Origin of the sequence: Streptomyces sp. NPDC020996 (assembly GCF_040641355.1) — a bacterium.
Taxonomy (GTDB): domain Bacteria; phylum Actinomycetota; class Actinomycetes; order Streptomycetales; family Streptomycetaceae; genus Streptomyces.
In genome coordinates, this window is the sequence record NZ_JBFADM010000002.1 from 39,515 (window position 1) to 65,673 (window position 26,159).

Consider the following 26,159-nt stretch of genomic DNA (forward strand, 5'->3'; position numbering starts at 1 on the left):
ACGGACCGCGCCCCGCCCGCCGTCCCCGGTCCCGCCCGTTGCGGAGGCGGCGGGTTGTGCTCTCAGGGTGGCCTTAGGGTGGGCGGATGGCGGCGACGACGTATGCGGCACTGTTGCGCGGGGTCAACGTGGGGTCCGCGCGGAAGGTCCCGATGGCCGAACTGCGCGCGCTGATGGAGGGCCTCGGGCACGACGGCGTGCGGACCTACCTGCAGAGCGGCCAGGCCTTCTTCACGGCCGGCCACGGCGACGAGGAGTCCCTGGCCGCCGAGCTCGCGCGGGCGGTCGAGCGGCGATTCGGGTTCGGCGTCGACGTCATCGTGCGCGACCACGCCTATCTGCGGGCGGTCGCCGCGGCCTGCCCGTTCCCCGCCGCCGACCTGGAGCCCAAGCAGCTCCACGTCACCTACTTCTCGGCGCCGGTGGACGAGGAGCGGTTCGCCGGTCTCGACCGGGGCGCCTACCTGCCGGAGGAGTTCCGGCTCGGCGACCGCGCGCTGTACCTGTACGCGCCCGACGGCCTCGGCCGCTCCAGACTCGCCGGGCACCTCGCGAAGCCGCGGATCACCAAGGGCGTCGTCGCCACGACCCGCAACTGGAACACCGTGCTGAAGCTGGCGGAACTCACGGCCATGGCCCTGTGAGCGGATGCGCCGGAGCGGGCGCGGAAACGGTCCGGCACTGCCGTCGCGGTCACGCCGACCACGAACGCGACCACGAACGCGGCCACGAACGCGACCACGAACGCGGCCACGAACGCGGCCACGAACGCGGCCACGAACGCGGCCACGAACGCGGCCACGAACGCGGCCAGGAGCGCGGCCACGAACGCGGCCAGGAGCGCGGCCACGAACGCGGCCAGGAGCGCCCTCACCCTGGCGCTGGCATCAGGGGCTGGGCGTCGGGCCCGGCGCGCAGGAGGGGTGCGCGGGCGATCCCGACGACGCGGCGGGGTGCCCGTGCCGGGCGTCGCGGGCCGGACGGGACTTCCGAGGCAAGCCCCTGGCCGGAAGGCGCGTTCCGGCGTGGCGGGCGGCGAAGCCGCTCCTGGCCGGAGTCACCGGGCTGGAAGATCACCTGTGGCCCTGGGCGCCGCGCCGCACGGTGGGGGCGAGGCCGACGTCGTACCGCGGTCCCCGGCGGCGCACTTGGCGTACAGCGCCGGGTACCGACCAGGTGACGCGGCGCGGTCCGCACCCGCCGAGGCGCCGATGGATGCGGACCGGTCCGTCAGCGCAGCGGGACCGTGGGCCACAGCGGTTCGGCGGCCCGCTCCTCGGCCTCGCGCAGAACGCGGAGGATGTTGCGGCCGGTCAGGGCCTCCAGCTCGGGCCGGGACCAGCCGCGGTCGGCCAGCTCGGCCAGCAGCACCGGATAGCCGGAGACATCGGCGAGGCCGGCCGGCTGATGGTCCACCCCGTCGTAGTCGCCGCCGAGACCGATGTGGTCGACGCCGGCCACCTCGCGGGCGTGCTCCACGTGGTCGGCGACCTGGGCGACCGTCACCTCCGGGCGGGGGTGGGCATCGAGCCAGCGCTCCAGCCGGTCGTCGAGGGCAGCGGTGAAGGCCTCCGCGTGCTCCTCGGCGACGCCCGCCGGATCCTCGCCGGGGCGTGGCGCGCGCGGCCGGCTCCAGGGCACGGCAGGCAGACCGAGGCGTGCGCGTTCGTCCTGGAGCGCCTGGCCCCAGGCGGCGACGTCGGCGGAGATGAAGTACGGAACGAAGGTCAGATGGATCACGCCCCCGTTGCCGGGGAGCAGCTCCAGTACCTCGTCGCTCACGTTGCGGGGGTGGTCGTGGAGGGCTCGTGCCGAGGAGTGGCTGAACACGACCGGGGAGGTGGACACGGCCAGCGCCGCACGCTGCGTGGACTCGGCGACGTGGGAGAGGTCCACGAGGATTCCGGTCCGGTTGAGTTCGGCGACGATCGCGCGGCCGGTGTCGTTCAGCCCGCCGACCGCCGGCTCGTCGGTGGCCGAGTCGGCCCAGGACGTGTTGTCGTTGTGGGTCAGGGTCACGTAGCGCACGCCGAGCCGGGCGTACGAGCGCAGTACCCCGGGTGATTCGGCGAGGCTGTGCCCGCCCTCGACACCGAGCAGGGAGGCGATGCGCCCCTCGGTGAACGCTCGCTCGACGTCGGCCGCGGTGTACGCGATCCGCAGGGTGTCCGGGTAGCGGGCGGCGAGCCGGTAGACGGCGTCGATCTGCTCCAGTGTGGCCACCACGGCCTCGGGCTCGGGCAGCCTGGAGGAGACGTACACCGACCAGAACTGCGCGCCGACCCCTCCGGCCCGCAGCCGGGGCAGGTCGGTGTGCAGTTCCGGGCGGCCGTCGTCGAGGCCTTCGACGCTGTAACCGGTCCGCGCGCGCAGCGCCACCGGCAGGTCGTTGTGGCCGTCGAAGACAGGTGTGGCGCTGAGTACTTCGTCGATCAGTGTGCCGTCGGTCATGAGCCGGCCACTCCTTCCTGCACGGGGCGCTGCTGACGTCTTGCCTGCCGGACCGGGTCGGGCACGGGCAGGGCGGCGACGAGCCGGCGGGTGTAGTCGTCCTGCGGGCTGCCCAGCACCTGGCCGGTGGCGCCCTCTTCGGCGATTCGTCCCCGGTGCAGTACCACCACCCGGTCGGCGACCTGTTCGACCACGGCCAGGTCGTGGCTGACGAACAGTGCCGCGAAGCCCAGTTCCCGCTGCAGCTCGCCGAACAGCTCGAGCACCTTGGCCTGCACGGACACGTCCAGCGCCGAGGTCGGCTCGTCCGCGACCAGCAGCCGCGGCCGCAGGGCGATCGCCCGGGCGAGGCCGGCGCGCTGGCGCTGTCCTCCGCTGAGCTCGTGCGGGTAGCGGTCGGCGTAGGCACGGGGCAGGTGCACCGCTTCGAGCAGTGCTTCGGCCTGCGCCCGGATCGCCTTCGCGCCCAGCTCGCGCCGGTGCACGACGAGCGGTTCCGCGACGCTCTCGGCGATCGTCAGCAGGGGGTCGAAGCTGGTGGCGGGGTCCTGGAAGACGTAGCCGATCCGCCCGGCCGCCTTGCGTTTGCGCGTCAACGGCTGGCCGAACAGCTCCAGTTGTCCGGCCGTCACCGCGGTCAGCCCGGCGATGGCCCGCCCGATGGTCGTCTTGCCGCTGCCGCTCTCGCCGACCAGCCCGAGCACCTCGCCCGGCCGGATCTCGAAGCTCACCCCGTCCACCGCCCGGAAGCCCTTGCGCCCCAGCCGCCCCGGGTAGTCGACGACCAGCCCGGAGGCGCGCACGACCGGCTGCCCCCCGCCGTCCGCCGTCTCCGGCCGCGTGGCTGCGCCGGTGCCGAAGTCCGGTACTGCGGCGAGGAGCTGCCGGGTGTACGGGTGTGCGGGCGCCGCGAACAGATCGCGTACCGGCGCCTGTTCCACCACCTGTCCCGCACGCATCACGGCCACCCGGTCGGCGAGGTCGGCGACGACGCCCATGTTGTGGGTGATGAGCAGCACGGCGGTGCCGAAGTCGGTGCGGCAGCGGTGGAGCAGTTCCAGGATCTCCGCCTGCACCGTGACGTCCAGGGCGGTGGTGGGTTCGTCGGCGACGATGAGCCGGGTGCCCAGGGCGAGGGCCATGGCGATGACGGCGCGCTGCTTCTGGCCGCCGGAGAGCTGGTGCGGATAGTGGTCGACGCGGGTGGCCGGGTCGGGGATGCCGACCTTGTCGAGCCATTCCACGGCGAGGGCCCGCCGCTCGGCCCTGTCGCCGCCGCGTCCGTGGGCGCGCAGGCCCTCGGTGAGCTGCCAGCCGATGGTGAAGACGGGATTCAGCGCGGTGGAGGGCTCCTGGAACACCATCGCGGCGTGCGTTCCGCGCAGGGCGCGCAGCCGGGCCGCGGACGCGGTGAGCACGTCCTCGTCGGGCTCCGAGGAGCCGTCGCCGAGCAGGACACGGCCGCGCACGGTGGCGGTGTCGGGCAGCAGGCCGAGGACCGACCGGGCGGTGACGGTCTTGCCGCTGCCGCTCTCGCCGACCAGGGCCAGCACCTCGCCGGGGGCGACGGACAGGCTGACCCCGCGGACGGCGGGCGCCGAGCCGGTGTCGGTGGCGAAGCCGACGTGCAGGTCCTCGATGCGCAGCAGGTCAGTCATCGTTCCCGCCTCCGTCCGTGGGAGCGGCGGACGAACCGGCGCGGCGCCGCAGCCGTGGGTCGGCCAGGTCGGTCAGGCTCTCGCCGAGCAGGGTCGTGCCCAGGACCGTGAGGACGATCCCCAGGCCGGGTGGGACCGCGGTCCACCAGATGCCCGAAGTGACGTCGGCGACCGCGCGGTTGAGGTCGTAGCCCCACTCGGCGGCGGAGTTGGGCTCGATGCCGAAGCCGAGGAAGCCGAGGCCGGCGAGGGTGAGGATGGCCTCCGACGCGTTGATCGTGAAGATCAGCGGGAGGGTGCGCACCGAGTTGCGCAGCACGTGGTGGGTCATGATGCGCCACGGCCCGGCGCCGATCACACGGGCCGCGTCGACGAACGGCTCCGCCTTCACCCGGACCACCTCGGCCCGGACGACCCGGAAGTACTGCGGTACGAACGACACGGCGACCGAGCCGGCGGCCGCGCCGAGACCGCCGACGAGGCTCGACCGGCCACCGCTGATCACGATCGACATGACGATGGCGAGCAGCAGCGGAGGGAACGCGTACAGGGCGTCCGCCAGCCCCACCAGCAGCCGGTCCGGCTTGCCCCCGAGGTAGCCGGAGACCAGGCCGAGCACGGTGCCCGGCACGACCGACAGCAGCAGCGAGGCGAGGATGATCAGCAGCGCGGTCCGCGCGCCCCAGACCGTCCGGGACAGCACGTCGTACCCCGCGATGGTGGTGCCCAGCGGGTGGGCGCCGCTCGGCTGTTGCTGGGAGCCGAACAGGCCCTCACCGTCGCGGAGCTGGGCGTAGCCGTGCGGGGCGAGCCACGGTCCCAGCAGTGCGGTGAGGACGAACAGGCCGGTCAGAACCAGGCCGGTGAGCAGCATGGCCCGCTGCACCCCCGCGCCCGTCCGCAGACGCAGCGGCAGCCGTCGTACGAGAACCAGGGCCATGTCTCAGTACCTCACTCGCGGGTCGATCAGCGCGGCGACGACGTCGACGAGGAAGTTCGTCACCGCCACGACGACGGCGAACAGGGCCACGATGCCCTGCACGGCCGGGAAGTCACGGGCCGTCAGGTAGTGGGCGAGCTCGTAGCCGAGGCCCTTCCACTCGAAGGTGGTCTCGGTCAGCACGGCCCCGCCGAGGAGCCCGGCGACCTGGAGTCCCAGGACGGTGACGACGGGGATCAGCGCGGGCCGGGTGGCGTGGCGGGTGACCAGGCGCAGCGGCGCCACTCCCCGGGAGCGAGCGGCCTCGACGTACTCGGTGGAGAGCGTCCCGATCAGGTTCGTGCGCACCAGCCGGAGCAGCACGCCGGCCACGAGCAGGCCCAGTGCCAGTCCGGGCAGTACGGCGTGCCGGAGCACGTCCGCGATCGCCGTCCCGTCGCCGCTGCGCACGGCGTCGATCAGATACACGCCGGTCGTGCTCGTCTGATCCTGCAGGAAGAGCTGTACGCCGGTGCTCGCCCGGCCCGACGAGGGCAGCCAGCCGAGCCGGATCGCGAAGACCAGCTTCAGCAGCAGACCCACGAAGAACACGGGCGTGGCGTAGGTCAGGATCGCGAACAGGCGCAGGACCGCGTCCGGCGCCCGGTCGCGGCGGGAGGCCGCCACCATGCCCAGCGGGACGCCGATGACCGAAGCCACCAGGAGTGCGTAGCAGGCGAGTTCGACGGTCGCCGCGCCGTACGTGCCGAGCACGTGCGTCACCGGCTGGTTGTCGGTGACCGTGCGGCCGAAGTCGCCGGTGGCCAGCGAGCGCAGGTAGTCCAGGTACTGGGTGAACAACGGCCGGTCGTAGCCCGCCTGGTGGAGCTTGGCCTGGAGCTGGTCCGGGGTGAGGCGGTCGCCGAAGGCGGCGGTGATCGGGTCGCCGGTCAGCCGCATCAGGAAGAAGACCAGACTGACCAGGATCAGCACGGTGGGGATGATGAGGAGGAAGCGGACCGCCAGGTAGCGGGCGAACCCGTACCCGGCGGCGCCGTCGGCCGGGGTGGCGACGGCGCCGGGGGTCTCCTGCGTCAGGGTGCTCACTTCTTCGAGAGCCCGGCCCAGCGGAACTGGTACGTCGCGTCCAGCTCGTCCGGCACGCCGCTGACGCCGGTGCGGGTGACGATGGCGGTGGAGCCCTGCAGCAGCGGCAGCAGCGGCACCTGGGCGGCGGCCTTGTCCTGTGCCTGCTTCAGCAGTTCGGTCCGCTCGGCGGCGTCCGTCTCGGTCTCCTCCTTCTTGATCAGCGTGCGCACGGCGGGGTCGTCGTAGCCGTTGGCGACCCAGCTGTTGGCCGAGTAGAAGGGCGAGAGGTAGTTGTCGGCGTCGAGGTAGTCGGCGTACCAGCCGAGCTGGTAGAGCGGGTAGAGATGCTTGACGCGGTCCTTGCCGTACTGGGTCCACTCGGTGGACTGCAGGTTCACCTTGAACAGCCCGGTCGCTTCGAGCTGCGTCTTGATCAGCGCGTACTCGTCGGCCGACGACGAGCCGTAGTGGTCGCTGTTGTACTGGAGGTTGAGGGTGACCGGTGTGCTGACCTTCGCCGCCTTCAGCCGGGCCGCCGCGGCGGCCTTGTCGGGGCCGCCCTTCTTGTCGCCGTAGAGCGACTTGAAGGACGGGGTGGCACCGGTCAGTCCGTCCGGGACGGAGCTGTACAGCGGCTGGTAGGTGTTCTTGTAGACCTGCTGGGCGAGTTGGGACCGGTCGACGGAGTCCGCGACCGCCTGGCGGACGGCGAGCGCCTTCTTCGCGTCGGCGTTCTTGGTCTTGGTGCCGTAGGGCTGGGCGGCCAGGTCGAAGACGATGTAGCGGATTCCGTTGCCGGAACCGGTGTGGACCTTGACGCCCTTCTGCTTGGCGAGGTCGTCCAGGTCGGTCGTGGTCAGCGTGCGGTAGACGGCGTCGATGGTGCCCTGCTGGACGTCGAGCTTCAGATTGCCGGCGTCGGTGTAGTACTTCAGCCGGACGTTCTTGGTCTTCGGCGTGCCCAACTGGCCCTGGTACTCGGCGTTGGCGGTGAAGGACACCAGCGAGTTCTTGTCGTAGCTCTGGATGCCGTACGGCCCGTTCCACGGCTTGGCCGTGACGATCGACTTGTCGTCGAGGATCTTGTCCGCGGGGAACACCTGCTCGTCCACGATGTAGCCGGCGGCCGTGGACAGCACCTGCGGGAACAGCGTGTCGTCGGCCGACTTGAGGGTGAAGACGACGGTGGCCGGGTCCGGGGCGGCGACCGAGGAGAGGTTGTACAGCAGCGACGACGGTCCGTTCTCGTCGGCGATCTTCAGATTCCGGTCGAAGCTGAACTTGACGTCAGACGAAGTGAGTTCGTGGCCGTTGGCGAACTTCAGGCCCTTCTTGAGCGTGACGGTGTACTCCTTGGGTCCCGTCAGCTCGATTCCGGTGGCCAGATCCGGGGAGACCTCCGCGGAGCCGTTCTTCTGGCTGAGCAGGGTCGCGAAGACCTCGCTCTCGACGGTGCCGGAGCCCGCGTCCCACGAGCCGGCCGGGTCGAGGCTGGTGACCTGGTCGGTCGTACCGACGGTGATCGCCGCGGCGGAGCTCGCGGTGCTGCCGTCCTTGCTGCTGGTGCAGCCGGTCAGCGCCACCAGGAACGCCGTGCCGAGGGATATCGCGCCGAGGCCGGACCGGAGGGATCTGTCCGGTGTCGGGCCGTTGTGCAGTGCCATCAGGAATCTCTGCTTCCGTATCGGGGGTGCGCAGGCAGCCGTGACGCAGGGCTGTGCCGTGGCGTGCCGGTCACGTGGGAAAGGGAGAAAGGAGGTGGAGAGGGTCAAACGGGCGGGTGGCAGGTCTGCCGGCCCGAGGAGGGGTGGATCAGCCCGTACACAGACAGCTGGACACCAGCAGCAGATCGACATGAAGCCGGGAGCACAGCATCAAGGCTCCAGCCATGCCGTCCTCCCGGGTTCTGGCCCGCCTCGGGGCCGAGTGAGCGCACTTGCAGAATGAGAAAATCCGCCGAGCCTTCACCTGGGGCACCCCACTGCGTCGAGGGTTGCCGTCCGGCCAGCCAGGGCTTGATCACCGGAACTCGTAGCTCGCGCTCACCGTAGATCGGCAGTTCTTCCGGCGTCAAGACGGGCCCTGACCCTGGATCAGGTCCGGGGCCGACTGACGTCCAGGCGCTCCACGGCCTCCGGGTCAGGCAGGCAGGACGAACGGAGGGTGTGCCCCGTTGAGGAAGTAGTCGCCGACGTCGCGGAGCCGCTGGGCGGCAGGCTCGTACAAGGTGTGGGTCCTCGCATTGCGCCAGAAGCGGTCGAAGCCCAGCCGCGCGGAAGCGGAGCGGGAGCCGATGACGTCGAGGGCGCGGGTGGTGGATTCCTGCGCGGCTCTGGAAGCGGCGGCTTCGGCCATGGTCACGAGGACCGAGATGTCAGCGTACTCGTCGTAGGTGAGGTCCTCGCCGCGTGCCAGGCCGCCGTGCACGGCTTCCACCGCTTGACCGGTGAGTGCGGAGGCGGCACGGGTGAGGACGGTGAGCTCTCCGTAGGCGGTCAGCGCGTACGGATCCTCAGGAGAGCCGCCCGGCCGGGCAGGATGCCAGGACGAACGGCCCGCCCTGGTGTACTCACGGGCCTCGGCGAGCACTCCCTCGGCAATGCCGAGAAGGAGTTGGACGGACAGGAGGCGTCCGATCGGTGATGTGAGAGCGGCCTGGGGTGACAGCACGTCGTCGTCTGCGGACAGGGAGCCGAGTACGTCGTGGGCGGCGATCGGCACGGCGTCGAACTCCACGCTGCCGCCGGCCGCGAGCCGCTGGCCGAAGGTGTCCGCGTCGCCGTAGATCCGCACGCGGCGATGGGCGGGATCGGCGACGACGACGAGCGGTTCGCCGGTGTCGGCCCGCTCGGCCCGCACGGCGAGGCGGTCGGCGACCAGGACCCCGGTGGTGTAGCTCTGCCGACCGTCAAGTACGTAGCCCCTGCCTTTCCTGGTCAGGGTCAGAGGCAGTTCCTGCGGGGCGAGACCGCCGCCCCAGCACCACTGCTGCGTCGCCGACTGTTGTTCGATCCGGGTGGCGGCGGCGGGCTGGGCGAAGAACCGGGCGCTCCATGACAGGAAGTAGTGACAGCCGAGCAGTTGCCCGATGGCGCCGTCGGCGGCGACGATCTCCCGGACGACGGCGTACGCCGTCGTCCAGTCCGCGCCGCCTCCCCCGGACTCGGCCGGCACGAGAAGCGTCAGCAGCCCGGCTTCACGCAGCCGGGACACCTCGTCGAACGGGGCTTTGCCCGCGTGCTCCCTGGCCGCCGCGTCCGTGGTCAGGTCCTCCGCCGTCTCGCGAGCCACGTGCAGCCAGTGCGCACGGCCGGGCCCGGTCCGGTCGGACTTCCCGGCGGATCCGGACGGCGCAGTGGCAACGCCCATGGCGGTGACCTCCTCAAGTTCGTGAGTCGCAGGCGGTGTTGAGAATCTCTCATTGGTCGGGCACGTACTTGTAGCCCACGCCCCGTACGGTGACGATCCGGTGCCGGTGTGCGCTGCCCAGCTTGCGGCGCAGGCGCGCGATGTGGACGTCCACGGTGCGGCCGTCGCCGATGTGGTCGTAGCCCCAGACGCCGGCTATCAACGCCTCGCGCGAGTGCACTTGGTGGGGTTGCCGAACGAGGTGGGCGAGCAGCTCGAACTCCAGGTAGCTCAGGTCGAGTTCACGTCCGTCCACCTCTGCGACATGTCGTCCGGTGTCGACCCGGACGACTCCCTCTCCCGTCTGCCGCACGGGAGGTGAGTCCGTGTAGGCGACCGGTCGGATCTCGGGCCGTGTCACGCCCTTGGCGAAGAGCCCGGCCGGATCGGTGCCCTCGGGAACGAGGATGAGGTAGCCGACCAGGGGCGGGGAACCACCCTCCTGCGTGTCGCTCTGCGCGGTGTCGTCCACGAGGCGGAGACGGCGCATGTCCGGTGGCGGTGCATCCGGTGGAGTGGCCTGGGCCGGAAGTCCCGTGGTCATGACGGTCGTCCTTCATGAGTACGTCGGGTCGTCAGGCCCAGTGGGGTGGGTTCGCCTGACCACCTGGAATGAGGGAGAAGGAGCGGAGTGGCACTCGCGGCGTGTGGGGCGCGTGCCTCACATGCAATGGCGGGGGACGCTGCCGGCGTGAACAAAGTCGACGTGCCGACGACGAGCGAGTCGTTGCTGCGCGGAAGACATACATGCATCCTCCGCATCCGACGGACGGGCCGTCAACCTTTTCCTAGTAAACCGATAGGAATTGTAGGGAAGGACGGTCCGGTCTCGCCTGGTGGTCACTCTCATTGGTGTTCTTTTCATGACATGCCTCACATGCGGCGCAGGTGTACCTCCGCCGGTGCGCCGGACTCGACCGGGGCGCCTGCCTGTCGGAAGCGTTCCGGCTCGGCGACCGCGCGCTGTATCCACGGCCATCGGCCCTGTGAGCGGGTACGCCGGGGCGGGTGTCGCGTTTGTTCAAGAGTCCTCGGCGGGCTGTCCCTAGCGTGGTGTGCATGACGCACGACGACCTGAACCCCGGAACCGACGAGCTGCACGCCCACATGGCCGAATGCGCCGCCGAGGCTGCCCGCATCGCGCGCGGCGTCCCGGCGGACCGGCTGAGCGACCCCACCCACTGCCCCGGCTGGGACGTCCGGGCGCTGGTCAACCACTGGGTCCTCTACACCTCCCACGGCCTGGAGCACCGCGCGCTGCGCAAGCAGCTCCCCGAGGAACTGACCTCCCGCGACTTCACCGCGGAGCCCGACTGGGCCGAGGCGTACGCCGACCGGCTCCAGCGCGCCGTCGCGGCCTGGGCCGATCCCGCGGCATGGGAGGGCGAGATCGATCTCGGCATGGCGAAGGTGCCCGCCGTCGACATCGCCTCCATGGTGATCAAGGAGATGGCGGTGCACGGCTGGGACGTCGCCACCGCCACCGGCCAGGAACTGCGCGTCTCGCCCGAGGCGGCCCGCTTCGTGCTCGGCGTGGTCGAGAAGCACGGCGACCTCTACCGGCAGTACGACGGCTTCGCCGATCCGGTGCCGGTGCCCGAGGACGCGCCCGCCTTCGACCGCGCGCTCGCCGCCAGCGGACGCGACCCGCGCCTGTCCCGAACCGCATTGGACCGATGAGAAGGCGCCCGATTGGACCGAGACGCTGTGCTACCCGACGGCTAGCGTCGAGGGCATGACGAACGGATCACCCACCCGCGTCGACTTCTGGTTCGACCCCGCCTGTCCCTTCGCCTGGATCACCTCCCGCTGGCTGCTGGAGGTCGAGCGGGAGCGCCCGCTCGACCTCCGCTTCCACGTGATGAGCCTCTACCTGCACAACACCGGCAACGAACTCCCCGACTGGTACCGCGACCTGGTCGACAGGTCGATCGGCCCGGTCCGGGTCGCCGTCGCCGCCGCCGAACGGCACGGCGAGAAGATCCTGCGCGACCTGTACACCGCGCTCGGCACCCGCATCCACGAACGCGGGGCCGGCGACTTCGACGCCGTGACCGCCGAGGCGCTCGCCGAACTCGGACTCGACGCCGGCCTCGCCGCCGCCGCGCACGACCCGTCGTACGACGACGCGGTGCGCCGCAGCCACGAGGCGGGCGCCGAGCCGGAGTCGGGCGGCTACGTGGGCACGCCGACCGTGCACGTCGACGGCACGGTGTGGTTCGGGCCGGTGCTGCGGGCGGTCCCGCGCGGGCCACGGGCGGCCGAACTCTTCGACAGCTTCCGCGTCCTGGCCACACACCCGGACTTCTTCGAACTGAAACGCACCCGCACGGGCGGCTTGTCCTTCGACTAGGCAGGTGGGGCGCCGGACCGCTCCGGTTCGGCAACGCCCTCAAGGGGCGCGGGGAACTGCGCGACCGGCCACGACGGCGCAGCAGACGACCGACGGCCTTACCGTCGCGGTGATTCCCGGCGGACCCGGAGTGTTCAGGCGCCCTGTCCTTCGTGTAGTCGGTCCGGGTGCCTGCGCGCTCGGGTTGGGCAATGCCCTGAAGGGGCGCGGGGAACCGCGCGACCGGCCACGACGGCGCAGCAGACGACCGACGGCCTTACCGTCGCGGTGATTTCCGGCGGACCCGGAGTGTTCAGGCGCCCTGTCCTTCGTGTAGTCGGTCCGGGTGCCTGCGCGCTCGGGTTGGGCAATGCCCTGAAGGGGCGCGGGGAACCGCGCGACCGGCCACGACGGCGCGCCGGACGACCGACGGCCTTACCGTCGCGGTGATTCCCGGCGAACCCAGCGGAGCGCTCAGGCGCCGACCGCCGCCGCCAGCGGCAGCCGCGCCGCGTCGTACCGCTCCAGCAGCAGCCGCGCCACCTCGGGCGCCGGGCCGAGCACATCGGCGAGGACGTCCGCCTCCGCCGCGCCCCGCGCGATGCGGTCCGGCAGGAAACCGGGGGCCAGGACGTACGGGGCGACCGCCACCCGGGAGCAGCCCAGCGCCCGCAGTTCCCGCACCGCGTCCTCGGTGCGGGGCAGGGCCGCGGAGGCGAACGCAGGCCGCACGGCGCACCAACCGGTGTGCCGCCACTCCCGCGCGATGTCAGCGATCACTGCGATCGCCTCCGGGTCTGAGGACCCCGCCGAGGCCAGCACGACCCCGGTCGAGGACTTTTCGGCGGGCGGCAGCCCGGCCTCGGCCAGCCGCCGTTCCAGGGCGGACAGCAGCAGCGGCGACGGGCCGAGCACGTCCGCCTGACGGATCCGCAGCCGCGGCGGCGCGTCCCTGAGGACCGCCGGGATGTCCGCCTTCGCGTGGAAGGCCCGCGTCAGCAGCAGCGGGAGGGCCACCACGTCACGGATGCCCTGAGCCGCCAGGGACCGCAGCACCCCGTGCACGGACGGGACGTTGAAGTCCAGGAAGCCGGTCTCCACGCGCAGCCCCGGCCGCAGCGACCGCACCCGCCCGACCAGGGCGTGTACGGTCGCTGCGTGCCGTGGGTCGCGGCTGCCGTGGGCGACGACGAGAAGTACCGGACGGGACACGGCGGTTCAGCCCTTCACCAGCAGGCCGCGGCTGCGCAGCACCCACCGCTCCAGCGGGCTGAAGACGAGCAGGTCGATGGCGATGCCGACGAACAGGATGAGCAGGATCGCCTCGAACACCATCGCCATGTCGCTGGCGTTGCGGCCGTTCTCCAGCAACTGGCCCAGTCCGACCCCGAGATCGGGGAAGGACGCGATGATCTCCGCGGCCATCAGCGAACGCCAGGAGAACGCCCACCCCTGCTTCAGGCCCGCCACATAGCCGGGCAGCGCGGCCGGCAGGGTGATGTGCCAGGTGCCCTTCACGCCCGTGGCGCCCATGGTGCGGCCCGCCCGCAGGAACAACGGCGGCACCTGGTCGACACCCGACACCAGGCCGTTGGCGATGGACGGCACCGCGCCGAGCAGGATCACCGCGTACATCATCGAGTTGTTCAGGCCCAGCCAGATCACGGCCGGCGGCACCCACGCCACGGACGGCAGCGACTGCAGCCCGGACAGGATCGGCCCGAGCGCCGCCCGCACGAACTTCACCCGCGCCACCAGCAGCCCCAGCGGGGTGCCGATCAGCAGCGCGAAGAAGAAGCCCAGCAGGCCGCGCGAGACGCTGGTCCAGATGTAGCCGAGCAGCGTGCCGTCGAGCCAGGCGTCCTTGAACTTGCCGCCCACGGCGGAGGGGGACGGCAGCTTGGAGGGGTCGTCGACGATGCCGAAGAGGAACTGCCAGGCCACCAGGACCACCGCGATCGCGACGACCGGCGGCACGATCTTGTCGACGACGGTCTGCCGCAGCGGGGTCCGGCCGGTGGCCGTGGTCTCCAGCGCGTCGAGGCCCGCCTCGACGCTCCCGGTGTCCTGGGCGGTCGTCGTCTCAGTGCTGGCCATGGCGGCGGATCTCCCCACGCAGTACTTCGGTGATCTCGAGGGACAGTTCCGCCACGGGGGCGTCCTCGATGCGGCGCGGCTGCGGGATGCCGACCCGCCACTCGCGCGCGATGCGGCCCGGCCGGGACGACAGCAGCACGACACGCTGGGCGAGCCGCACCGCCTCGCGCACGTTGTGCGTGACGAACAGGACCGACAGCCCGGTCTCCTGCCAGATACGGGTCAGTTCGTCGTGCAGCACGTCCCGGGTGATGGCGTCCAGCGCCGCGAACGGCTCGTCCATCAGCAGCAGGCTGCTCTCCTGGGCCAGCGCGCGGGCCATCGCCACCCGCTGCCGCATGCCGCCCGACAGCTCGTGCACGCGCTTGCCGTACGCGCCCTTCAGCCGGACGAGTTCGAGCAGCTCCTCGGCCTTGCCGCGCCGCTCGGGCTTGGGAACTCCCCTGAGCTTCAGGGCGAGTTCGATGTTCTTGCCCGCGGTCAGCCACGGGAAGAGGGCGTGCTCCTGGAACATCAGGGCCGGGCGGCCGTCCGTCGTGATGGCGCCGGCGGTCGGCTCGTCGAGGCCCGCCACCAGGTTCAGCAGCGTGGACTTGCCGCAGCCCGAGGCACCCAGGAGGGTGACGAACTCGCCGGGCGCGACATCGATGCTGATGTCGTCCAGGACGAGCTGCTGCCCGCCCGGCCCCGTGAAGGACTTCGAGACGTGCTCAAGGCGCGCCGCGTACTCGACGGTCTCGTCGGCCTTGGCGAGGGTCGTGGTCGTGGCCATGGTCGTCACCTCCTGGGTACTCATCGGACTTGCCTCAGCTGGTGCCGAGACCGGCGTCGTCGACCGTCTTCTCGCCCTCGCCCTTGAGGACCTTGTTCAGGATCGTCAGGTCGTAGATGCCCTTCAGGTCGGGCTTCTCCAGCAGGCCCGCCTTGACCGCGTGCTCCGCCTCGGTGTTGAGGGTGGCGGCCAGCGGGTCGTCGGTGATCTGGATCGACTTCCACGCGGGGTCGAGGACGGCGGCCGGGAGGGCCTTGCCGGAGTCGGCCTCCAGCTGCTTGTTCGCCACGGCCTTGGCCTTGTCCGGGTTGGCGTTGATCCACTTGTTGGTCTCGACCGATGCCTTCAGGACCGCCTCGACGGCCTTCGGGTGCTCCTTGAGGAAGCTCTGCCGCACGATGATGTTGGTGATCACGAACTTCTTGTCCGGCCACAGCGTCGCCTCGTCCAGCAGCACCTTGCCGCCCTCGGCGACCAGCTTGGACGCGGTCGGCTCCGGCACCCAGGCGCCGTCGATGGAACCGGCCTTGAACGCGTCCGGCGTCACCTTGTTGTCGCTGCGGACGACCGTGACGTCGCCCTTGCCGCTCTGCGCGTCGACCTTCCAGCCCTGGTCGGCGATCCAGTTGAGGAACGCCACGTCCTGCGTGTTGCCGAGCTGCGGGGTGGCGATCTTCTTGCCCTTGACGTCCTTCAGGGACGTGACCTTCTTCGGGTTGACGACCAGCTTCACGCCGCCGGACGCCGAACCGCCGATGATCTTCAGGCTCTTGCCGTTCGACTTGGTGTAGCCGTTGATCGCCGGGGACGGGCCGATCCAGCCGATGTCGATGGAGCCGGAGTTGAGGGCCTCGATCTCGGACGGGCCGGCGTTGAAGGTGGCGTACTCGGCCTTGGTGGCGCCGAGTTCCTTCTGGAAGGTGCCCTGCTGACGGCCGACCAGTGCGGTGGCGTGGGTCAGGTTGCCGAAGTAGCCGATCTTGACGGAGTCGAGGCCCTCGATCTTGTCGGCGCCGGTGGCGACCTTGGCGGTGTCGTCGTCCTTGGCCTGGGACCCGTAGCCGCAGGCGGCGAGGGTGAGCAGGGGGAGCGCGGCTATCACCGCGAGGCTGCGGCGGACGGCGTTGTTGGCAGGCACGGGAGGTGTTCCTCTCGTCGGCCCGGCGGTCACGTACTCAGGTCGTGGCCGGGAGGTCGGCAGGTCTGCGTCTACGGCGGTGGGGGGTGCGGGCGCGCAGGCAGTGCGCGTACGTCAGCGCACACATCGCGTCACTCCGCCCTGCCCGCTGCCGAGGACGCCGCTGCCGACGCGGCCGCCCTCCTTCGCGAACGTGGAGTAGTAGTCGGTGGTCGTCGTCATGTCAGAAGTCCCACCCGTCGTCCTCGGACTCGTCCTTGACGGGCTCCGGGGAGGCGAACGACTCGCCGACCATGCCGGCGGTGAGGGTGGTGCCGTCGCTGGGATCGATCAGGATGAACGAGCCGGTGCGGCGGGAGTCGGCGTAGGAGTCGACCGGCAGCGGCTCGGCGGTGCGGATCTTGACCCGGCCGATGTCGTTGGCGACGAGCTGCCCGGGGTGCGGGTGCAGGGACAGGTCGTCGAGGGTGAGCCGGGACGGGATGTCCTTGACGATCGCCTTGACCGTGCGGGTGCCGTGCTTGAGCAGCACCCGGTGGCCGACGGTCAGCGGGGCGTCGGCGACGTGGCAGACGGTCGCCTCGATGTCCTGCGTGGTCGCCGGGGCGTCCTTGGTGGGCACGATCAGGTCGCCGCGCGAGATGTCGATGTCGTCCTCGAGCAGGATGGTCACCGACTGGGTGGTCCAGGCGACGTCGACCGGCCTGCCCAGCAGGTCGATGCCGGAGATCCGCGAGGTGCGGCCCGAGGGCAGCACGGTGACCGGCTCGCCGACCCGGAAGGAACCGGCGGCGATCTGGCCCGCGTAGCCGCGGTAGTCGGGGTGCTCGGCGGTCTGCGGCCGGATCACGTACTGCACGGGCAGCCGGGCGTGGCAGTGGCTGAGGTCGTGGCTGACCGGGACCGTCTCCAGGTGCTCCAGCACGGTCGGGCCGCCGTACCAGTCCATGTTCGAGGACGGCTCCACGACGTTGTCGCCGGCCAGCGCGGAGATCGGGATCGCGGTGACCTCCGGGACGCCCAGTTCGGTCGCGTACGCCGTGAACTCCTCGGCGATCGCGGCGAACACCGGCTCCCGGTAGTCGACCAGGTCCATCTTGTTGACGGCGAGGACGACGTGCGGGACGCGCAGCAGCGCGGCGATCGCGGCGTGCCGGCGGGTCTGCTCGACGACGCCGTTGCGGGCGTCGACCAGGATCACCGTCAGCTCGGCCGTCGAGGCGCCGGTGACCATGTTGCGGGTGTACTGCACGTGCCCGGGGGTGTCGGCGAGGATGAACCGGCGGCGCGCGGTGGCGAAGTAGCGGTAGGCGACGTCGATGGTGATGCCCTGCTCGCGTTCGGCGCGCAGGCCGTCCGTCAGCAGTGCCAGGTCGGGACCGTCCTGGCCGCGGCTCGCGGAGGCGCGCTGCACGGCCTCCAACTGGTCGGTGAGGATCGACTTGGAGTCGTGCAGCAGCCGTCCGACGAGCGTGGACTTGCCGTCGTCGACGGAGCCGGCGGTGGCGAACCGCAGCAGCGTGGTGGCCGAGAGTTCCTCGGTCGTGATCGTGCTCATGATTAGAAGTACCCCTCGCGCTTGCGGTCTTCCATCGCGGCCTCGGAGAGCTTGTCGTCGGCGCGGGTCGCGCCGCGCTCGGTCAGCCGGGAGGCGGCGATCTCGGCGATCACGGCGTCCAGCGTGGTCGCGTCGGAGTCGACGGCGCCGGTGCAGGACATGTCACCGACCGTGCGGTAGCGCACCTGCCGCTTCTCGACGGTCTCGCCGTCCTTCGGCCCGCCCCATTCGCCGGCCGTCAGCCACATGCCGCCGCGCTGGAACACCTCGCGCTCGTGGGCGAAGTAGATCTCCGGCAGCTCGATGCCCTCCCGGGCGATGTACTGCCAGACGTCCAGCTCGGTCCAGTTGGACAGCGGGAAGACGCGGACGTGCTCGCCGGGCGCGTGGCGGCCGTTGTAGAGGTTCCACAGCTCGGGCCGCTGGCGGCGCGGGTCCCACTGCGAGAACTCGTCACGGAGGCTGAACACCCGCTCCTTGGCGCGGGCCTTCTCCTCGTCGCGGCGTCCGCCGCCGAAGACCGCGTCGAACCGCTCGCTCTGGATCTTCTCCGTCAGCGGCAGCGTCTGCAGCGGGTTGCGGGTGCCGTCCGGGCGCTCCTTGAGCACACCCCGGTCGATGTAGTCCTGTACGGACGCCACGTGCAGCCGCAGGTTGTGCCGGGCGACCGTGCGGTCCCGGTACTCCAGCACCTCGGGGAAGTTGTGCCCGGTGTCCACGTGCAGCAGCGAGAACGGCACCGGCGCCGGCGCGAACGCCTTCAGCGCCAGGTGCAGCATGACGATGGAGTCCTTGCCGCCGGAGAACAGGATCACCGGCCGCTCGAACTCGCCCGCGACCTCCCGGAAGATGTGCACCGCCTCGGACTCCAGCGCGTCGAGGTGGGAGAGCGCGTACGGGCTGTCCGTGTCCTCCGCCACTGCGGCGACGGTCGTCGTCATGCCAGTCCCCTTTCGGTGAGCAGCGCGTGCACCGCGGCCGCGGACTCCTGGACGGTCTGGTGCTGCGACTCGATGCGCAGGTCGGGCGTCTCCGGCTCCTCGTAGGGGTCGTCGACCCCGGTGAGACCGGACAGTTCGCCCGCCGCCTGCTTGGCGTACAGGCCCTTCACGTCACGGACCGAGCACACCTCGACCGGGGTCGCCACGTGCACCTCGACGTACGGCGCTCCGCTGTCCTGGTGGCGCTTGCGCACCGCCTCGCGGCTGTCCGCGTACGGCGCGATCACCGGGACGAGCGCCTTCACGCCGTTGCGGGCGAGGAGTTCGGCGACGAAGCCGATGCGCTGCACGTTGGTGTGCCGGTCCTCGCGGCTGAAGCCGAGGCCCGCCGAGATGAACTCGCGGATCTCGTCGCCGTCCAGCACCTCGACGCGGTGGCCCTCCTCGCGCAGGCGGGCGGCCAGCTCGTACGCGATGGTGGTCTTGCCGGCGCTCGGCAGACCCGTGAGCCAGACGGTGGCTCCGGTGGTCACGTGGTTCTCCTGGGTCTCGGTGGTCGTCGTCATTCGTGCAGCCCGCACTCGGTCTTGGCGCGGCCGGCCCAGCGGCCGGCCCGTGCGTCCTCGCCCGCCAGGACCCGGCGGGTGCAGGGCGCGCAGCCGACGGAGGCGTAACCGTCCATCAGCAGCGGGTTGGTGAGGACGCCGTGTTCGGCGACGTAGGCGTCCACGTCGTCCTGGGTCCAGCGGGCGATCGGGGAGATCTTGACCTTCTGCCGCTTCTCGTCCCAGCCGACGACCGGCGTGTTCGCGCGGGTCGGGGACTCGTCGCGGCGCAGGCCGGTCGCCCAGGCCAGGTAGCCGCGCAGGCCCTGCTCCAGCGGCCGCACCTTGCGCAGCTTGCAGCACAGGTCGGGGTCGCGGTCGTGCAGCTTCGGGCCGTACTCGGCGTCCTGTTCGGCGACCGTCTGCTGCGGCGTGAGCGTGATGACGTTGACGTCCATCACGGCCTCGACCGCGTCGCGGGTGCCGATGGTCTCCGGGAAGTGGTAGCCGGTGTCGAGGAACACGACGTCCACGCCGGGCAGGGCGCGGGAGGCGAGGTGGGCGACCACCGCGTCCTCCATCGAGGAGGTCACGCAGAAGCGCTTGCCGAAGTTCTCGGCGGCCCACTGGAGGATCTCCAGGGCGGAGGCGTCCTCGAGGTCCCGGCCGGCCTGTTCGGCGAGCGCCTTCAGATCCTCCGTCGTGCGGTCTTCCTGAACGGTCGTCATGGCTGCTCTCCCCCTGCGTCGGTGTGCTGAAGGCCCCGGGCGAGCAGCCCGAGGAACTTCAGCCGGAAGGCCCGGTTGCACGCCGCGCACTCCCAGGCCCCGTGGCCCTCCTCGTTCGGGCGGAGGTCCTCGTCGCCGCAGTAGGGGCAGTAGAACGGTGCGGCCCGCTCGCTCACGACAGCGCCTCCTCGGAAGCGCGGGCGGCCCAGGCGGCGAAGCGCTCGCCGTCCTCGCGTTCGGCCTGGAACCGCTTCAGCACGCGCTCGATGTAGTCCGGCAGTCCGTCGGCGGTGACCTTCAGGCCGCGCACCTTCCGGCCGAACCCGGCCTCCAGGCCGAGCGCGCCGCCGAGGTGCACCTGGTAACCCTCGACCTGCTCGCCCTTGTCGTCGAGGACGAGCTGGCCCTTGAGACCGATGTCCGCCACCTGGATACGGGCGCAGGCGTTCGGGCAGCCGTTGAGGTTGATGGTGATGGGCTGGTCGAAGTCCGGGAGGCGGCGCTCCAGTTCGTCGATCAGGGAGCTGCCGCGCTGCTTGGTCTCGACGATGGCGAGCTTGCAGAACTCGATGCCGGTGCAGGCCATGGTGCCGCGCCGGAAGGAGGACGGCCGGGCGGTGAGGTCCAGCGCCTCCAGACCCTCGACGAGCGAGTCGACCCGGTCCTGCTCGACGTCCAGGACGATCATCTTCTGCTCGACGGTGGTGCGGACCCGGCCCGAGCCGTGCGCCTCGGCGAGGTCGGCGATCTTCGTCAGGGTGGCGCCGTCGACGCGGCCGACACGCGGGGCGAAACCGACGTAGTAGCGGCCGTCCTTCTGCCGGTGCACGCCGATGTGGTCGCGCCACTGCTGGAGCGGCTGCTCGGGGGCGGGACCGTCGGTCAGCTTGCGGTGCAGGTACTCGTCCTCCAGCACCTGGCGGAACTTCTCCGGCCCCCAGTCGGCGACCAGGAACTTGAGGCGGGCGCGGTTGCGCAGCCGCCGGTAGCCGTAGTCGCGGAAGATGGACAGCACGCCCTCGTAGACGTCCGGGACGTCCTCCAGCGCCACCCAAGCGCCCAGCCGCACACCCAGTTTGGGGTTGGTGGACAGGCCGCCGCCGACCCACAGGTCGAAGCCGGGGCCGTGCTCGGGGTGGCGGACGCCGACGAACGCCACGTCGTTGATCTCGTGGACCACGTCCAGCACGGGCGAGCCGGAGATGGCCGTCTTGAACTTCCGCGGGAGGTTCGAGTACGCCTTGTTGCCCAGCACGCGGCGCTTCATCTCCTCCAGCGCGGGCGTGCCGTCGATGATCTCGTCCTCGGCGATGCCGGCGACGGGGGAGCCGATCATCACGCGCGGGGTGTCGCCGCAGGCGGTGACCGTGGACAGGCCGACGCCCTCGAGCCGGTTCCAGATCTCGGGGACGTCCTCGATGCGGATCCAGTGGTACTGGACGTTCTGCCGGTCGGTGATGTCGGCGGTGCCGCGCGCGAACTCCTGCGAGACCTCGCCGATGACACGCAGCTGCTGCGTCGTCAGAGCGCCGCCGTCGATGCGCACGCGCAGCATGAAGTACTTGTCGTCCAGCTCCTCCGGCTCCAGGACCGCGGTCTTGCCGCCGTCGATCCCGGGCTTGCGCTGGGTGTACAGGCCCCACCAACGCATGCGCCCGCGCAGGTCGTTGGGGTCGATCGAGTCGAACCCGCGCTTGGAGTAGATCGTCTCAATGCGTGTCCGCACATTGAGACCGTCGTCGTCCCTCTTGAACTGCTCGTTGCCGTTGAGCGGGGTGTGGTGCCCGGCGGCCCACTGACCCTCACCGCGGTGACGGCTCACCTTGCGGCGGACAGGCGCGGCGGCAGGGTTCTGTGGGGTGGCGGCCATGGTTGACACGTCCTTCGGGACAGGCGGGAAAGCGGCTCTGATCTGCGCATACACGCGCATTGCACGCGCATGGGCATACGTGTGCGCCGTCGCGCGACATTGCGCTGACGAGGTCGGAGAACTCCGGGAAACCCGGTGAGATGCGGGGAGGTCGGGCGTCGCTGGGGCGGTCAGCTCGCCGGACAGATGGCGCTGGACATGCGGCCGAGGTCGACGTGTCGCCGACTCACCAAGGCAATTCCAGTTCCAGGCATGACGGAAGCGTGGCATGGGGATCTGGACACAGTCCAGCTTTATCCATCATGCGGACACCCTTGTCTCGCATTGCGGGACAAGGGTGTCGCTGGTCACATGGCTGGGAATCGGCTGTGTACGCGCAGGTCAGCCGGTATGGGCGCCGGGCCACGGGCCGGGGGCGGCCACCTCCGGCTCCTCCTCGACCTTGGTGTCGAACAGCCGGAATCCGCGGCGCAGGTAGTTGTCCATGGCGTGCTCGCCGTCCTTGCTGCAGGTGTGCAGCCACACCCGCTTGGTGTGCGCGAGCCCCGGCCAGCGGTCGGCGAGGTCCCAGGCGCGCGCGGTGCCGTGGGACAGGAGGTGACCGCCGATGCGGCGGCCGCGGAAGGCGGGGATCAGGCCGAAGTAGACGATCTCCACGACCCCGTCGTCCTGCGGCTCCAGCTCCGCGTAGCCCGCCGGGGTGCCCCGGTCGTAGGCCACCCAGGTCTCCACGCCAGGCCGTCCGAGGTGCTCCTCCCACCGGGCGTACGTCCAGCCGAGGCGGTCGGTCCAGCGGATGTCGCCGCCGACGGAGGCGTACAGGAAGCGGCTGAACTCGGGGGAGGGGACCTCGGAGCGGACGATGCGGACGTCCCCGTCGGGGACCGCGGCGGGGAGCAGGTCCGTCGGGGCCGTCTGCTCCAGGGACCAGGTGGTCACGGGCATGGTGGTCATGCCCGCCAGGGAACCATCCGCCCCGGGGATCTGTCGATTCGTCCCCTGGGGGCGGCTTGTCCCGGTGACCGTCTTCTCTCGGGGGGCGGTCTCGCCTCGGGGGCTGTCCGGTCCCCCGGGCCGCCTCAGCCCAGGGATCCGTCGACGGAGGTCAGCGGCAGGGCGAACAGGACCCGCCCCGACTGGGACCACAGCTCGCCGGTCTCCGCCCAGTAGGACAGGGGACCGGCCTGCGGGCTCCAGCAGTGCCGGCTCTCGTCGGAGCCGCACCGGGTGGCCTTCGCGCCGTCGCTGTCCTGCCGCCACAGCGTGCCGTGCCCGTCCGGGCTGTCGGCGCCCCGGCTGAGGAACCAGGCGGAACGGTACGCCAGTACGCCCCGGACGCCGGTCTCCTTCGTCTCGTAGGCCTGGTCCACGGCCGCCCGGCCGGTGCCGTCGGTGGCCAGCAGCCCGGCGCGGGCCGGGGCGGTGCTGAAGGCGTAGCGCCACAGGCGCGTGGCGCGGTCGCTGCCCGCGGGCACCCGCTCGCTCGCGACCAGGCTGTCGGGCGCGGTGCTGCGGTCGAGGGAGAGGGCGGCGCCGCGCAGGGCGCCCGCGGCGCCTGCCGCGCCGGTGGGCCGGTAGGAGCCCACGGCGGGCAGCACGTACCGGGCTCCGTACGCCGACCAGCCGCCGCGCACCCGGCCGACCGTGCCGCGGTCGACGGTGGCCCGCTGGATGCGGTGCATGTCGTAGACGTAGACGCCGTCGGCGGCGGTGACCAGCAGCTTGCCCTGGTACCAGACCATGCCGGAGACGGGGGAGGCCAGGCCCCGGTAGTCACGGCCGCCGTCCGTCGGGACCGCCAGCAGCGCCCAGGTGTAGGTGAGGTGGTCGGGGTCGCCGGCGTCGACGAAGGCGACCCGGGCGACGCCGGGGCGCTCCGCGCGGCCGGTGTCGTGCGACCAGCCGGACAGCAGCACCCGGTCCGCGCCCCAGTGCCCGTCGTCGTCCGCGTCCCCGGAGCTGGTCACCGCGCCGGCCCGCCAGCCGCGCGTGTCGGCGGCGTCCCAGCAGTACGCGCGGGTGGCCGCCGGTTCGACGGGCAGGGCCGTGCGCTCCTCGGACGTACAGTCGTCCGCGGCGCGCAGGGCCCGGTCGGCGTCGTCGAGGACGGCGCGCACGCCGACGGGCCTGCCCATCGCGGAGGCGAGCCGGTCGAGTGTGCGCCGCGGCACGAGGTGCTCCGTCAGGCGCGGTCCGGCGGACGCCGCCAGCGGTCTGAGGGCGCCCGGATCGGGTGAGACCGTGGCCTGCGAGGCGCTGATCATGGTGGCGGCGGCGGTGAGTGCGAGGGCGGTCCCGGCCAGGAAGGCGCGCAGCGCTGTGCCGCGCTTGCGCCTGCGGTGCCTGCCACGCTGCTTCATCGAACCTCCCGAGGCGGGCCAACTGCGCCCTTTGATCCGTACGTTGCTCGAGGAGCAGCTGGGGTGGCCCGAAGCACGATGCTACGGCAGCCGGTATCGCTCGCGGACGAAGACCCCGCAATTACGCGGAACTCGTGACCCGCGACGGCCGGGCACGGCCGCCGGACCGCCCTCGGTCGCGGGTCGCCTCGGCCGCTGTCCGCCCGCGGTCGCCGGTCGCCGCGGTTGCTGTCCGCCCGCGGTCGCTGTCCGCCCGCGGTCGTCGTGTGCCTGCGGTCGTCGTGTGCCGCGCCCGCCGTCGCCGGCCGCCCGCCGTCGCCGGCCGCCCGCCGTCGCTGGCCGCCCGCGGTCGCCGGTCGCCGCGGTCGTCGTGTGCCCGCAGTCGCCGGTCGCCGCGGTCCTCGTGCGCCTGCGGTCGTCGTGTACCCGCCGTCGCCGTGCGTCCGCAGTGGTCGTCGTGCGCCCCCCGTCGTCGGTCGCCGCCGTCGTCGTGCACCTGCGGTCGTCGTGCGCCCGCGGTTGCCGTGTGCCCGCCGTCGTCGTGCGCTCAGGGGTGCCTGCGCTCACGGGGCCGGCGGGGTGGAGGACGCCGTCCTCCGCGTTCGCCGCGGGAGCGGCGGGCCCGGTCGGCCCGCGCGGCGGCGGGCCCGTGGGGCCGGCAGGCGGGCTGCCCGGCGTGCCGCGCCGGTGCACACGCCCGTGGGGTGGCCCGGCGCGCCCGCGCCGGCCGGTGTCGTCGCGGTGCGGGGCGAGGCGCCGCGGGGCGAGGCGGGGCGGGGGTCAGGAGGTGGCGGTCGGGGTGGTCGTGCGATGGTGGGCGATCGTGCGGGCCGTGGAGTGGGGGAGCAGGTCCCGGGGGTCGCCGGGGAGCACCAGCTCCACCTCCGCGTGCTCGCAGAAACGATACGGCCGATGCTCCAGCAGCGCTCCGAGGTAGCGGCGCACCCGGGACATCTCCGCGCGGACGGTCACCGTCCGGGCCGGGTCGCCGAACACCTCCTCGGCCAGCGCCGCCGCGCTGCGGCCCGCCGGGTCGAGGGCGAGCAGGTACAGCAACTCGGCGTGCCGCGGACTCAGTTCACGGCTCCAGGAGCCCGCGCCGCCGGTCACCGTCACCGACCAGCGGCGCGGCTGGGCGAGGTCGAGCACGACCCGGGTGGCATCCCGCGGCGCCGGCCCGTCCCCGTCCACGACCCCGATCAGCCAGCCCCCGGCCAGCGGCTCCACCGAGCACAGGCCGAGCGGAGGCAGCCACCGGCGCCCCGGCGACAGGGACTTGGGCAGCGCGATCCGGTTCGTGTACGGCATCCCGGTCACCGCGGCCGTCCAGCCGTCCTGGTCCACCGCCACCGCCCGGCCCCCCATTTTGGCCAGCAGCGGCGCCGCCACCGACCGCAGCCGCTCCAGTGAGGCCAGGTGCAGCTCACGCAGCCGCGCCTCGGCGAGCTTGGCCACCGAGTCGACCCAGGCCAGCGTGGCCGGATGCATCGTCTCCAGCGGCCCGCTGACGTCCACGACGCCGATCAGGCGACCGTCGCGCGGGTCCGTGATCGGCGCGCCGGTACAGGTCCATGTGGTCAGGGAGCGCACGAAGTGCTCGGCGGCGAACACCTGCACCGGCCGGCGTACCACCGCCGGGGTGCCGATGCCGTTGGTGCCGACGACCCCCTCGCCCCAGTCGGCGCCCACTTCAAAACCGAGCCCGTCGGCCTTGCGCAGCACCGGCGCGCTGCCTTCCCGCCACAGCACCCGGCCCTCGTCGTCGGCGACCACCATGATGTGGTGGGCGGCGTCCGCGACCGACACCAGCCCTTCCCTGAGCACCGGCATGACGTGCCGCAGCGCCGTGGACTCCCGTCGCCGCCGCACCTCCTCCGCGGACAGCAGCCCCGACGGGCGGTGGCGCTCGGGGTCGACGCCCCGGCGCATCATCCGGGCCCAGGACTGCCCGATCACCGGCCGCGGCGGGACGGGGGTGCGCTGCCCGGAGATCGCGGCGGAGCGGACCTCGTTCATCACCCGCGCCGCACGTGCCGCGTCGACCGCGGCGAGCTGCGTCACATCCGTCGGCGACAGCGCCACTGATGACCCTCCTGCGAGAAACGCTCGGGACCCCGGTTCCCGCGTCGTTCCGGCGGCGGGAGCCTACAGCCCGTTCCGGCTGTCCGTCTCATGGTGCCCGGCTGCCGTCACCGGACGCGCACAGTCCGCATACAGACAGCGGCAAGTTGCAACCCCTTGCAACCCTGGTGAACGGCTGCGGGCCCGGTCGAGACTTGAGCCACGCCGTCCC

General features: G+C 71.8%; 24 protein-coding genes and 1 riboswitch. Of the genes, 3 read left to right on the top strand and 21 right to left on the bottom strand.

All coding sequences use genetic code 11. From position 1 onward, the window contains the following. Positions 1 to 86 precede the first annotated feature (86 nt). A complete protein-coding gene (locus AB0G63_RS01540; protein WP_360742472.1) occupies positions 87 to 644 on the top strand; it encodes a DUF1697 domain-containing protein in 558 nt (185 codons plus the stop codon). Positions 645 to 1,230: 586 nt separating this feature from the next. On the opposite strand, the gene AB0G63_RS01545 is transcribed toward AB0G63_RS01540, so the two are convergent. The 7 genes from AB0G63_RS01545 to AB0G63_RS01575 form a co-directional block, all read right to left on the bottom strand. Then, positions 1,231 to 2,451, bottom strand: a complete 1,221-nt coding sequence (locus tag AB0G63_RS01545; RefSeq protein ID WP_360742475.1) for a dipeptidase — start codon at positions 2,449 to 2,451, stop codon at positions 1,231 to 1,233. Beyond that, positions 2,448 to 4,109: an ABC transporter ATP-binding protein gene (locus AB0G63_RS01550; RefSeq protein WP_360742479.1), complete on the bottom strand. Its 1,662-nt coding sequence runs from the start codon at positions 4,107 to 4,109 to the stop codon at positions 2,448 to 2,450. The genes AB0G63_RS01545 and AB0G63_RS01550 overlap by 4 nt, the downstream gene beginning before the upstream one ends. Next, positions 4,102 to 5,049 (bottom strand): ABC transporter permease, encoded by a 948-nt coding sequence (locus tag AB0G63_RS01555; protein WP_360742482.1) that lies wholly within the window; start codon positions 5,047 to 5,049, stop codon positions 4,102 to 4,104. The genes AB0G63_RS01550 and AB0G63_RS01555 overlap by 8 nt, the downstream gene beginning before the upstream one ends. Positions 5,050 to 5,052: 3 nt before the next feature. Beyond that, positions 5,053 to 6,135 carry an ABC transporter permease gene (locus tag AB0G63_RS01560; RefSeq protein ID WP_360742485.1) on the bottom strand — a complete coding sequence of 361 codons (1,083 nt, stop codon included), beginning with the start codon at positions 6,133 to 6,135 and terminating at the stop codon, positions 5,053 to 5,055. Beyond that, positions 6,132 to 7,781 (bottom strand): ABC transporter substrate-binding protein, encoded by a 1,650-nt coding sequence (locus AB0G63_RS01565; protein ID WP_360742488.1) that lies wholly within the window; start codon positions 7,779 to 7,781, stop codon positions 6,132 to 6,134. The genes AB0G63_RS01560 and AB0G63_RS01565 overlap by 4 nt, the downstream gene beginning before the upstream one ends. A gap of 263 nt (positions 7,782 to 8,044) precedes the next feature. Next, a riboswitch (SAM riboswitch) is annotated at positions 8,045 to 8,154 on the bottom strand. Positions 8,155 to 8,256: 102 nt separating this feature from the next. Beyond that, positions 8,257 to 9,486: an acyl-CoA dehydrogenase family protein gene (locus AB0G63_RS01570; protein ID WP_360742491.1), complete on the bottom strand. Its 1,230-nt coding sequence runs from the start codon at positions 9,484 to 9,486 to the stop codon at positions 8,257 to 8,259. A 49-nt stretch (positions 9,487 to 9,535) separates the two neighbouring features. Further along, the gene (locus AB0G63_RS01575; RefSeq protein WP_360742494.1) at positions 9,536 to 10,069 is read right to left on the bottom strand and encodes a winged helix-turn-helix domain-containing protein; all 534 of its coding nucleotides are present in this window, start codon (positions 10,067 to 10,069) and stop codon (positions 9,536 to 9,538) included. A 515-nt stretch (positions 10,070 to 10,584) separates the two neighbouring features. On the opposite strand from AB0G63_RS01575, the gene AB0G63_RS01580 reads away from it, so the two are divergent. Then, a complete protein-coding gene (locus tag AB0G63_RS01580) occupies positions 10,585 to 11,205 on the top strand; it encodes a TIGR03086 family metal-binding protein (RefSeq protein ID WP_360742497.1) in 621 nt (206 codons plus the stop codon). 55 nt (positions 11,206 to 11,260) lie between these two features. Then, on the top strand, positions 11,261 to 11,878 hold the full coding sequence (locus AB0G63_RS01585) for a DsbA family protein (protein WP_360742500.1): 618 nt from the start codon (positions 11,261 to 11,263) through the stop codon (positions 11,876 to 11,878). A 453-nt stretch (positions 11,879 to 12,331) separates the two neighbouring features. Here AB0G63_RS01585 and AB0G63_RS01590 read toward each other — a convergent pair whose 3' ends face one another. From AB0G63_RS01590 to AB0G63_RS01655, 14 genes are all read right to left on the bottom strand, one after another. Next, positions 12,332 to 13,069, bottom strand: coding sequence for a sirohydrochlorin chelatase (locus tag AB0G63_RS01590; protein WP_360742503.1), 738 nt, complete (start codon positions 13,067 to 13,069; stop codon positions 12,332 to 12,334). Between the two features lie 6 nt (positions 13,070 to 13,075). Then, a complete protein-coding gene (locus AB0G63_RS01595; RefSeq protein WP_360742506.1) occupies positions 13,076 to 13,954 on the bottom strand; it encodes an ABC transporter permease in 879 nt (292 codons plus the stop codon). Continuing rightward, positions 13,941 to 14,750 carry an ABC transporter ATP-binding protein gene (locus tag AB0G63_RS01600; protein ID WP_360742509.1) on the bottom strand — a complete coding sequence of 270 codons (810 nt, stop codon included), beginning with the start codon at positions 14,748 to 14,750 and terminating at the stop codon, positions 13,941 to 13,943. The genes AB0G63_RS01595 and AB0G63_RS01600 overlap by 14 nt, the downstream gene beginning before the upstream one ends. Positions 14,751 to 14,760: 10 nt before the next feature. Then, positions 14,761 to 15,864 carry an aliphatic sulfonate ABC transporter substrate-binding protein gene (locus tag AB0G63_RS01605; RefSeq protein WP_360742512.1) on the bottom strand — a complete coding sequence of 368 codons (1,104 nt, stop codon included), beginning with the start codon at positions 15,862 to 15,864 and terminating at the stop codon, positions 14,761 to 14,763. A gap of 223 nt (positions 15,865 to 16,087) precedes the next feature. Beyond that, complete coding sequence (locus AB0G63_RS01610) at positions 16,088 to 17,422, bottom strand: GTP-binding protein (protein WP_360742515.1); 1,335 nt, start codon at positions 17,420 to 17,422, stop codon at positions 16,088 to 16,090. A gap of 2 nt (positions 17,423 to 17,424) precedes the next feature. Then, a complete protein-coding gene (cysD, locus tag AB0G63_RS01615) occupies positions 17,425 to 18,363 on the bottom strand; it encodes a sulfate adenylyltransferase subunit CysD (protein WP_360742518.1) in 939 nt (312 codons plus the stop codon). After that, positions 18,360 to 18,929, bottom strand: a complete 570-nt coding sequence (gene cysC, locus AB0G63_RS01620) for an adenylyl-sulfate kinase (RefSeq protein WP_324786806.1) — start codon at positions 18,927 to 18,929, stop codon at positions 18,360 to 18,362. Before cysC ends, cysD begins: the two co-directional genes overlap by 4 nt. After that, positions 18,926 to 19,636, bottom strand: a complete 711-nt coding sequence (locus AB0G63_RS01625) for a phosphoadenylyl-sulfate reductase (protein WP_360742522.1) — start codon at positions 19,634 to 19,636, stop codon at positions 18,926 to 18,928. The genes cysC and AB0G63_RS01625 overlap by 4 nt, the downstream gene beginning before the upstream one ends. Next, positions 19,633 to 19,812 carry a hypothetical protein gene (locus AB0G63_RS01630; protein WP_360742525.1) on the bottom strand — a complete coding sequence of 60 codons (180 nt, stop codon included), beginning with the start codon at positions 19,810 to 19,812 and terminating at the stop codon, positions 19,633 to 19,635. Before AB0G63_RS01630 ends, AB0G63_RS01625 begins: the two co-directional genes overlap by 4 nt. Next, entirely contained in the window at positions 19,809 to 21,506 is a 1,698-nt protein-coding gene (locus AB0G63_RS01635) for a nitrite/sulfite reductase (protein ID WP_360742528.1), read from the bottom strand. Before AB0G63_RS01635 ends, AB0G63_RS01630 begins: the two co-directional genes overlap by 4 nt. 170 nt (positions 21,507 to 21,676) lie before the next feature. Further along, a complete protein-coding gene (locus tag AB0G63_RS01640; protein ID WP_310739661.1) occupies positions 21,677 to 21,760 on the bottom strand; it encodes a putative leader peptide in 84 nt (27 codons plus the stop codon). Between the two features lie 127 nt (positions 21,761 to 21,887). Then, entirely contained in the window at positions 21,888 to 22,460 is a 573-nt protein-coding gene (locus AB0G63_RS01645) for a GNAT family N-acetyltransferase (RefSeq protein ID WP_360742531.1), read from the bottom strand. Between the two features lie 125 nt (positions 22,461 to 22,585). Continuing rightward, the gene (locus AB0G63_RS01650; RefSeq protein WP_360742534.1) at positions 22,586 to 23,866 is read right to left on the bottom strand and encodes a hypothetical protein; all 1,281 of its coding nucleotides are present in this window, start codon (positions 23,864 to 23,866) and stop codon (positions 22,586 to 22,588) included. A 780-nt stretch (positions 23,867 to 24,646) separates the two neighbouring features. Then, the gene (locus AB0G63_RS01655; RefSeq protein ID WP_360742537.1) at positions 24,647 to 25,948 is read right to left on the bottom strand and encodes a GAF domain-containing protein; all 1,302 of its coding nucleotides are present in this window, start codon (positions 25,946 to 25,948) and stop codon (positions 24,647 to 24,649) included. Positions 25,949 to 26,159: the final 211 nt, after the last annotated feature.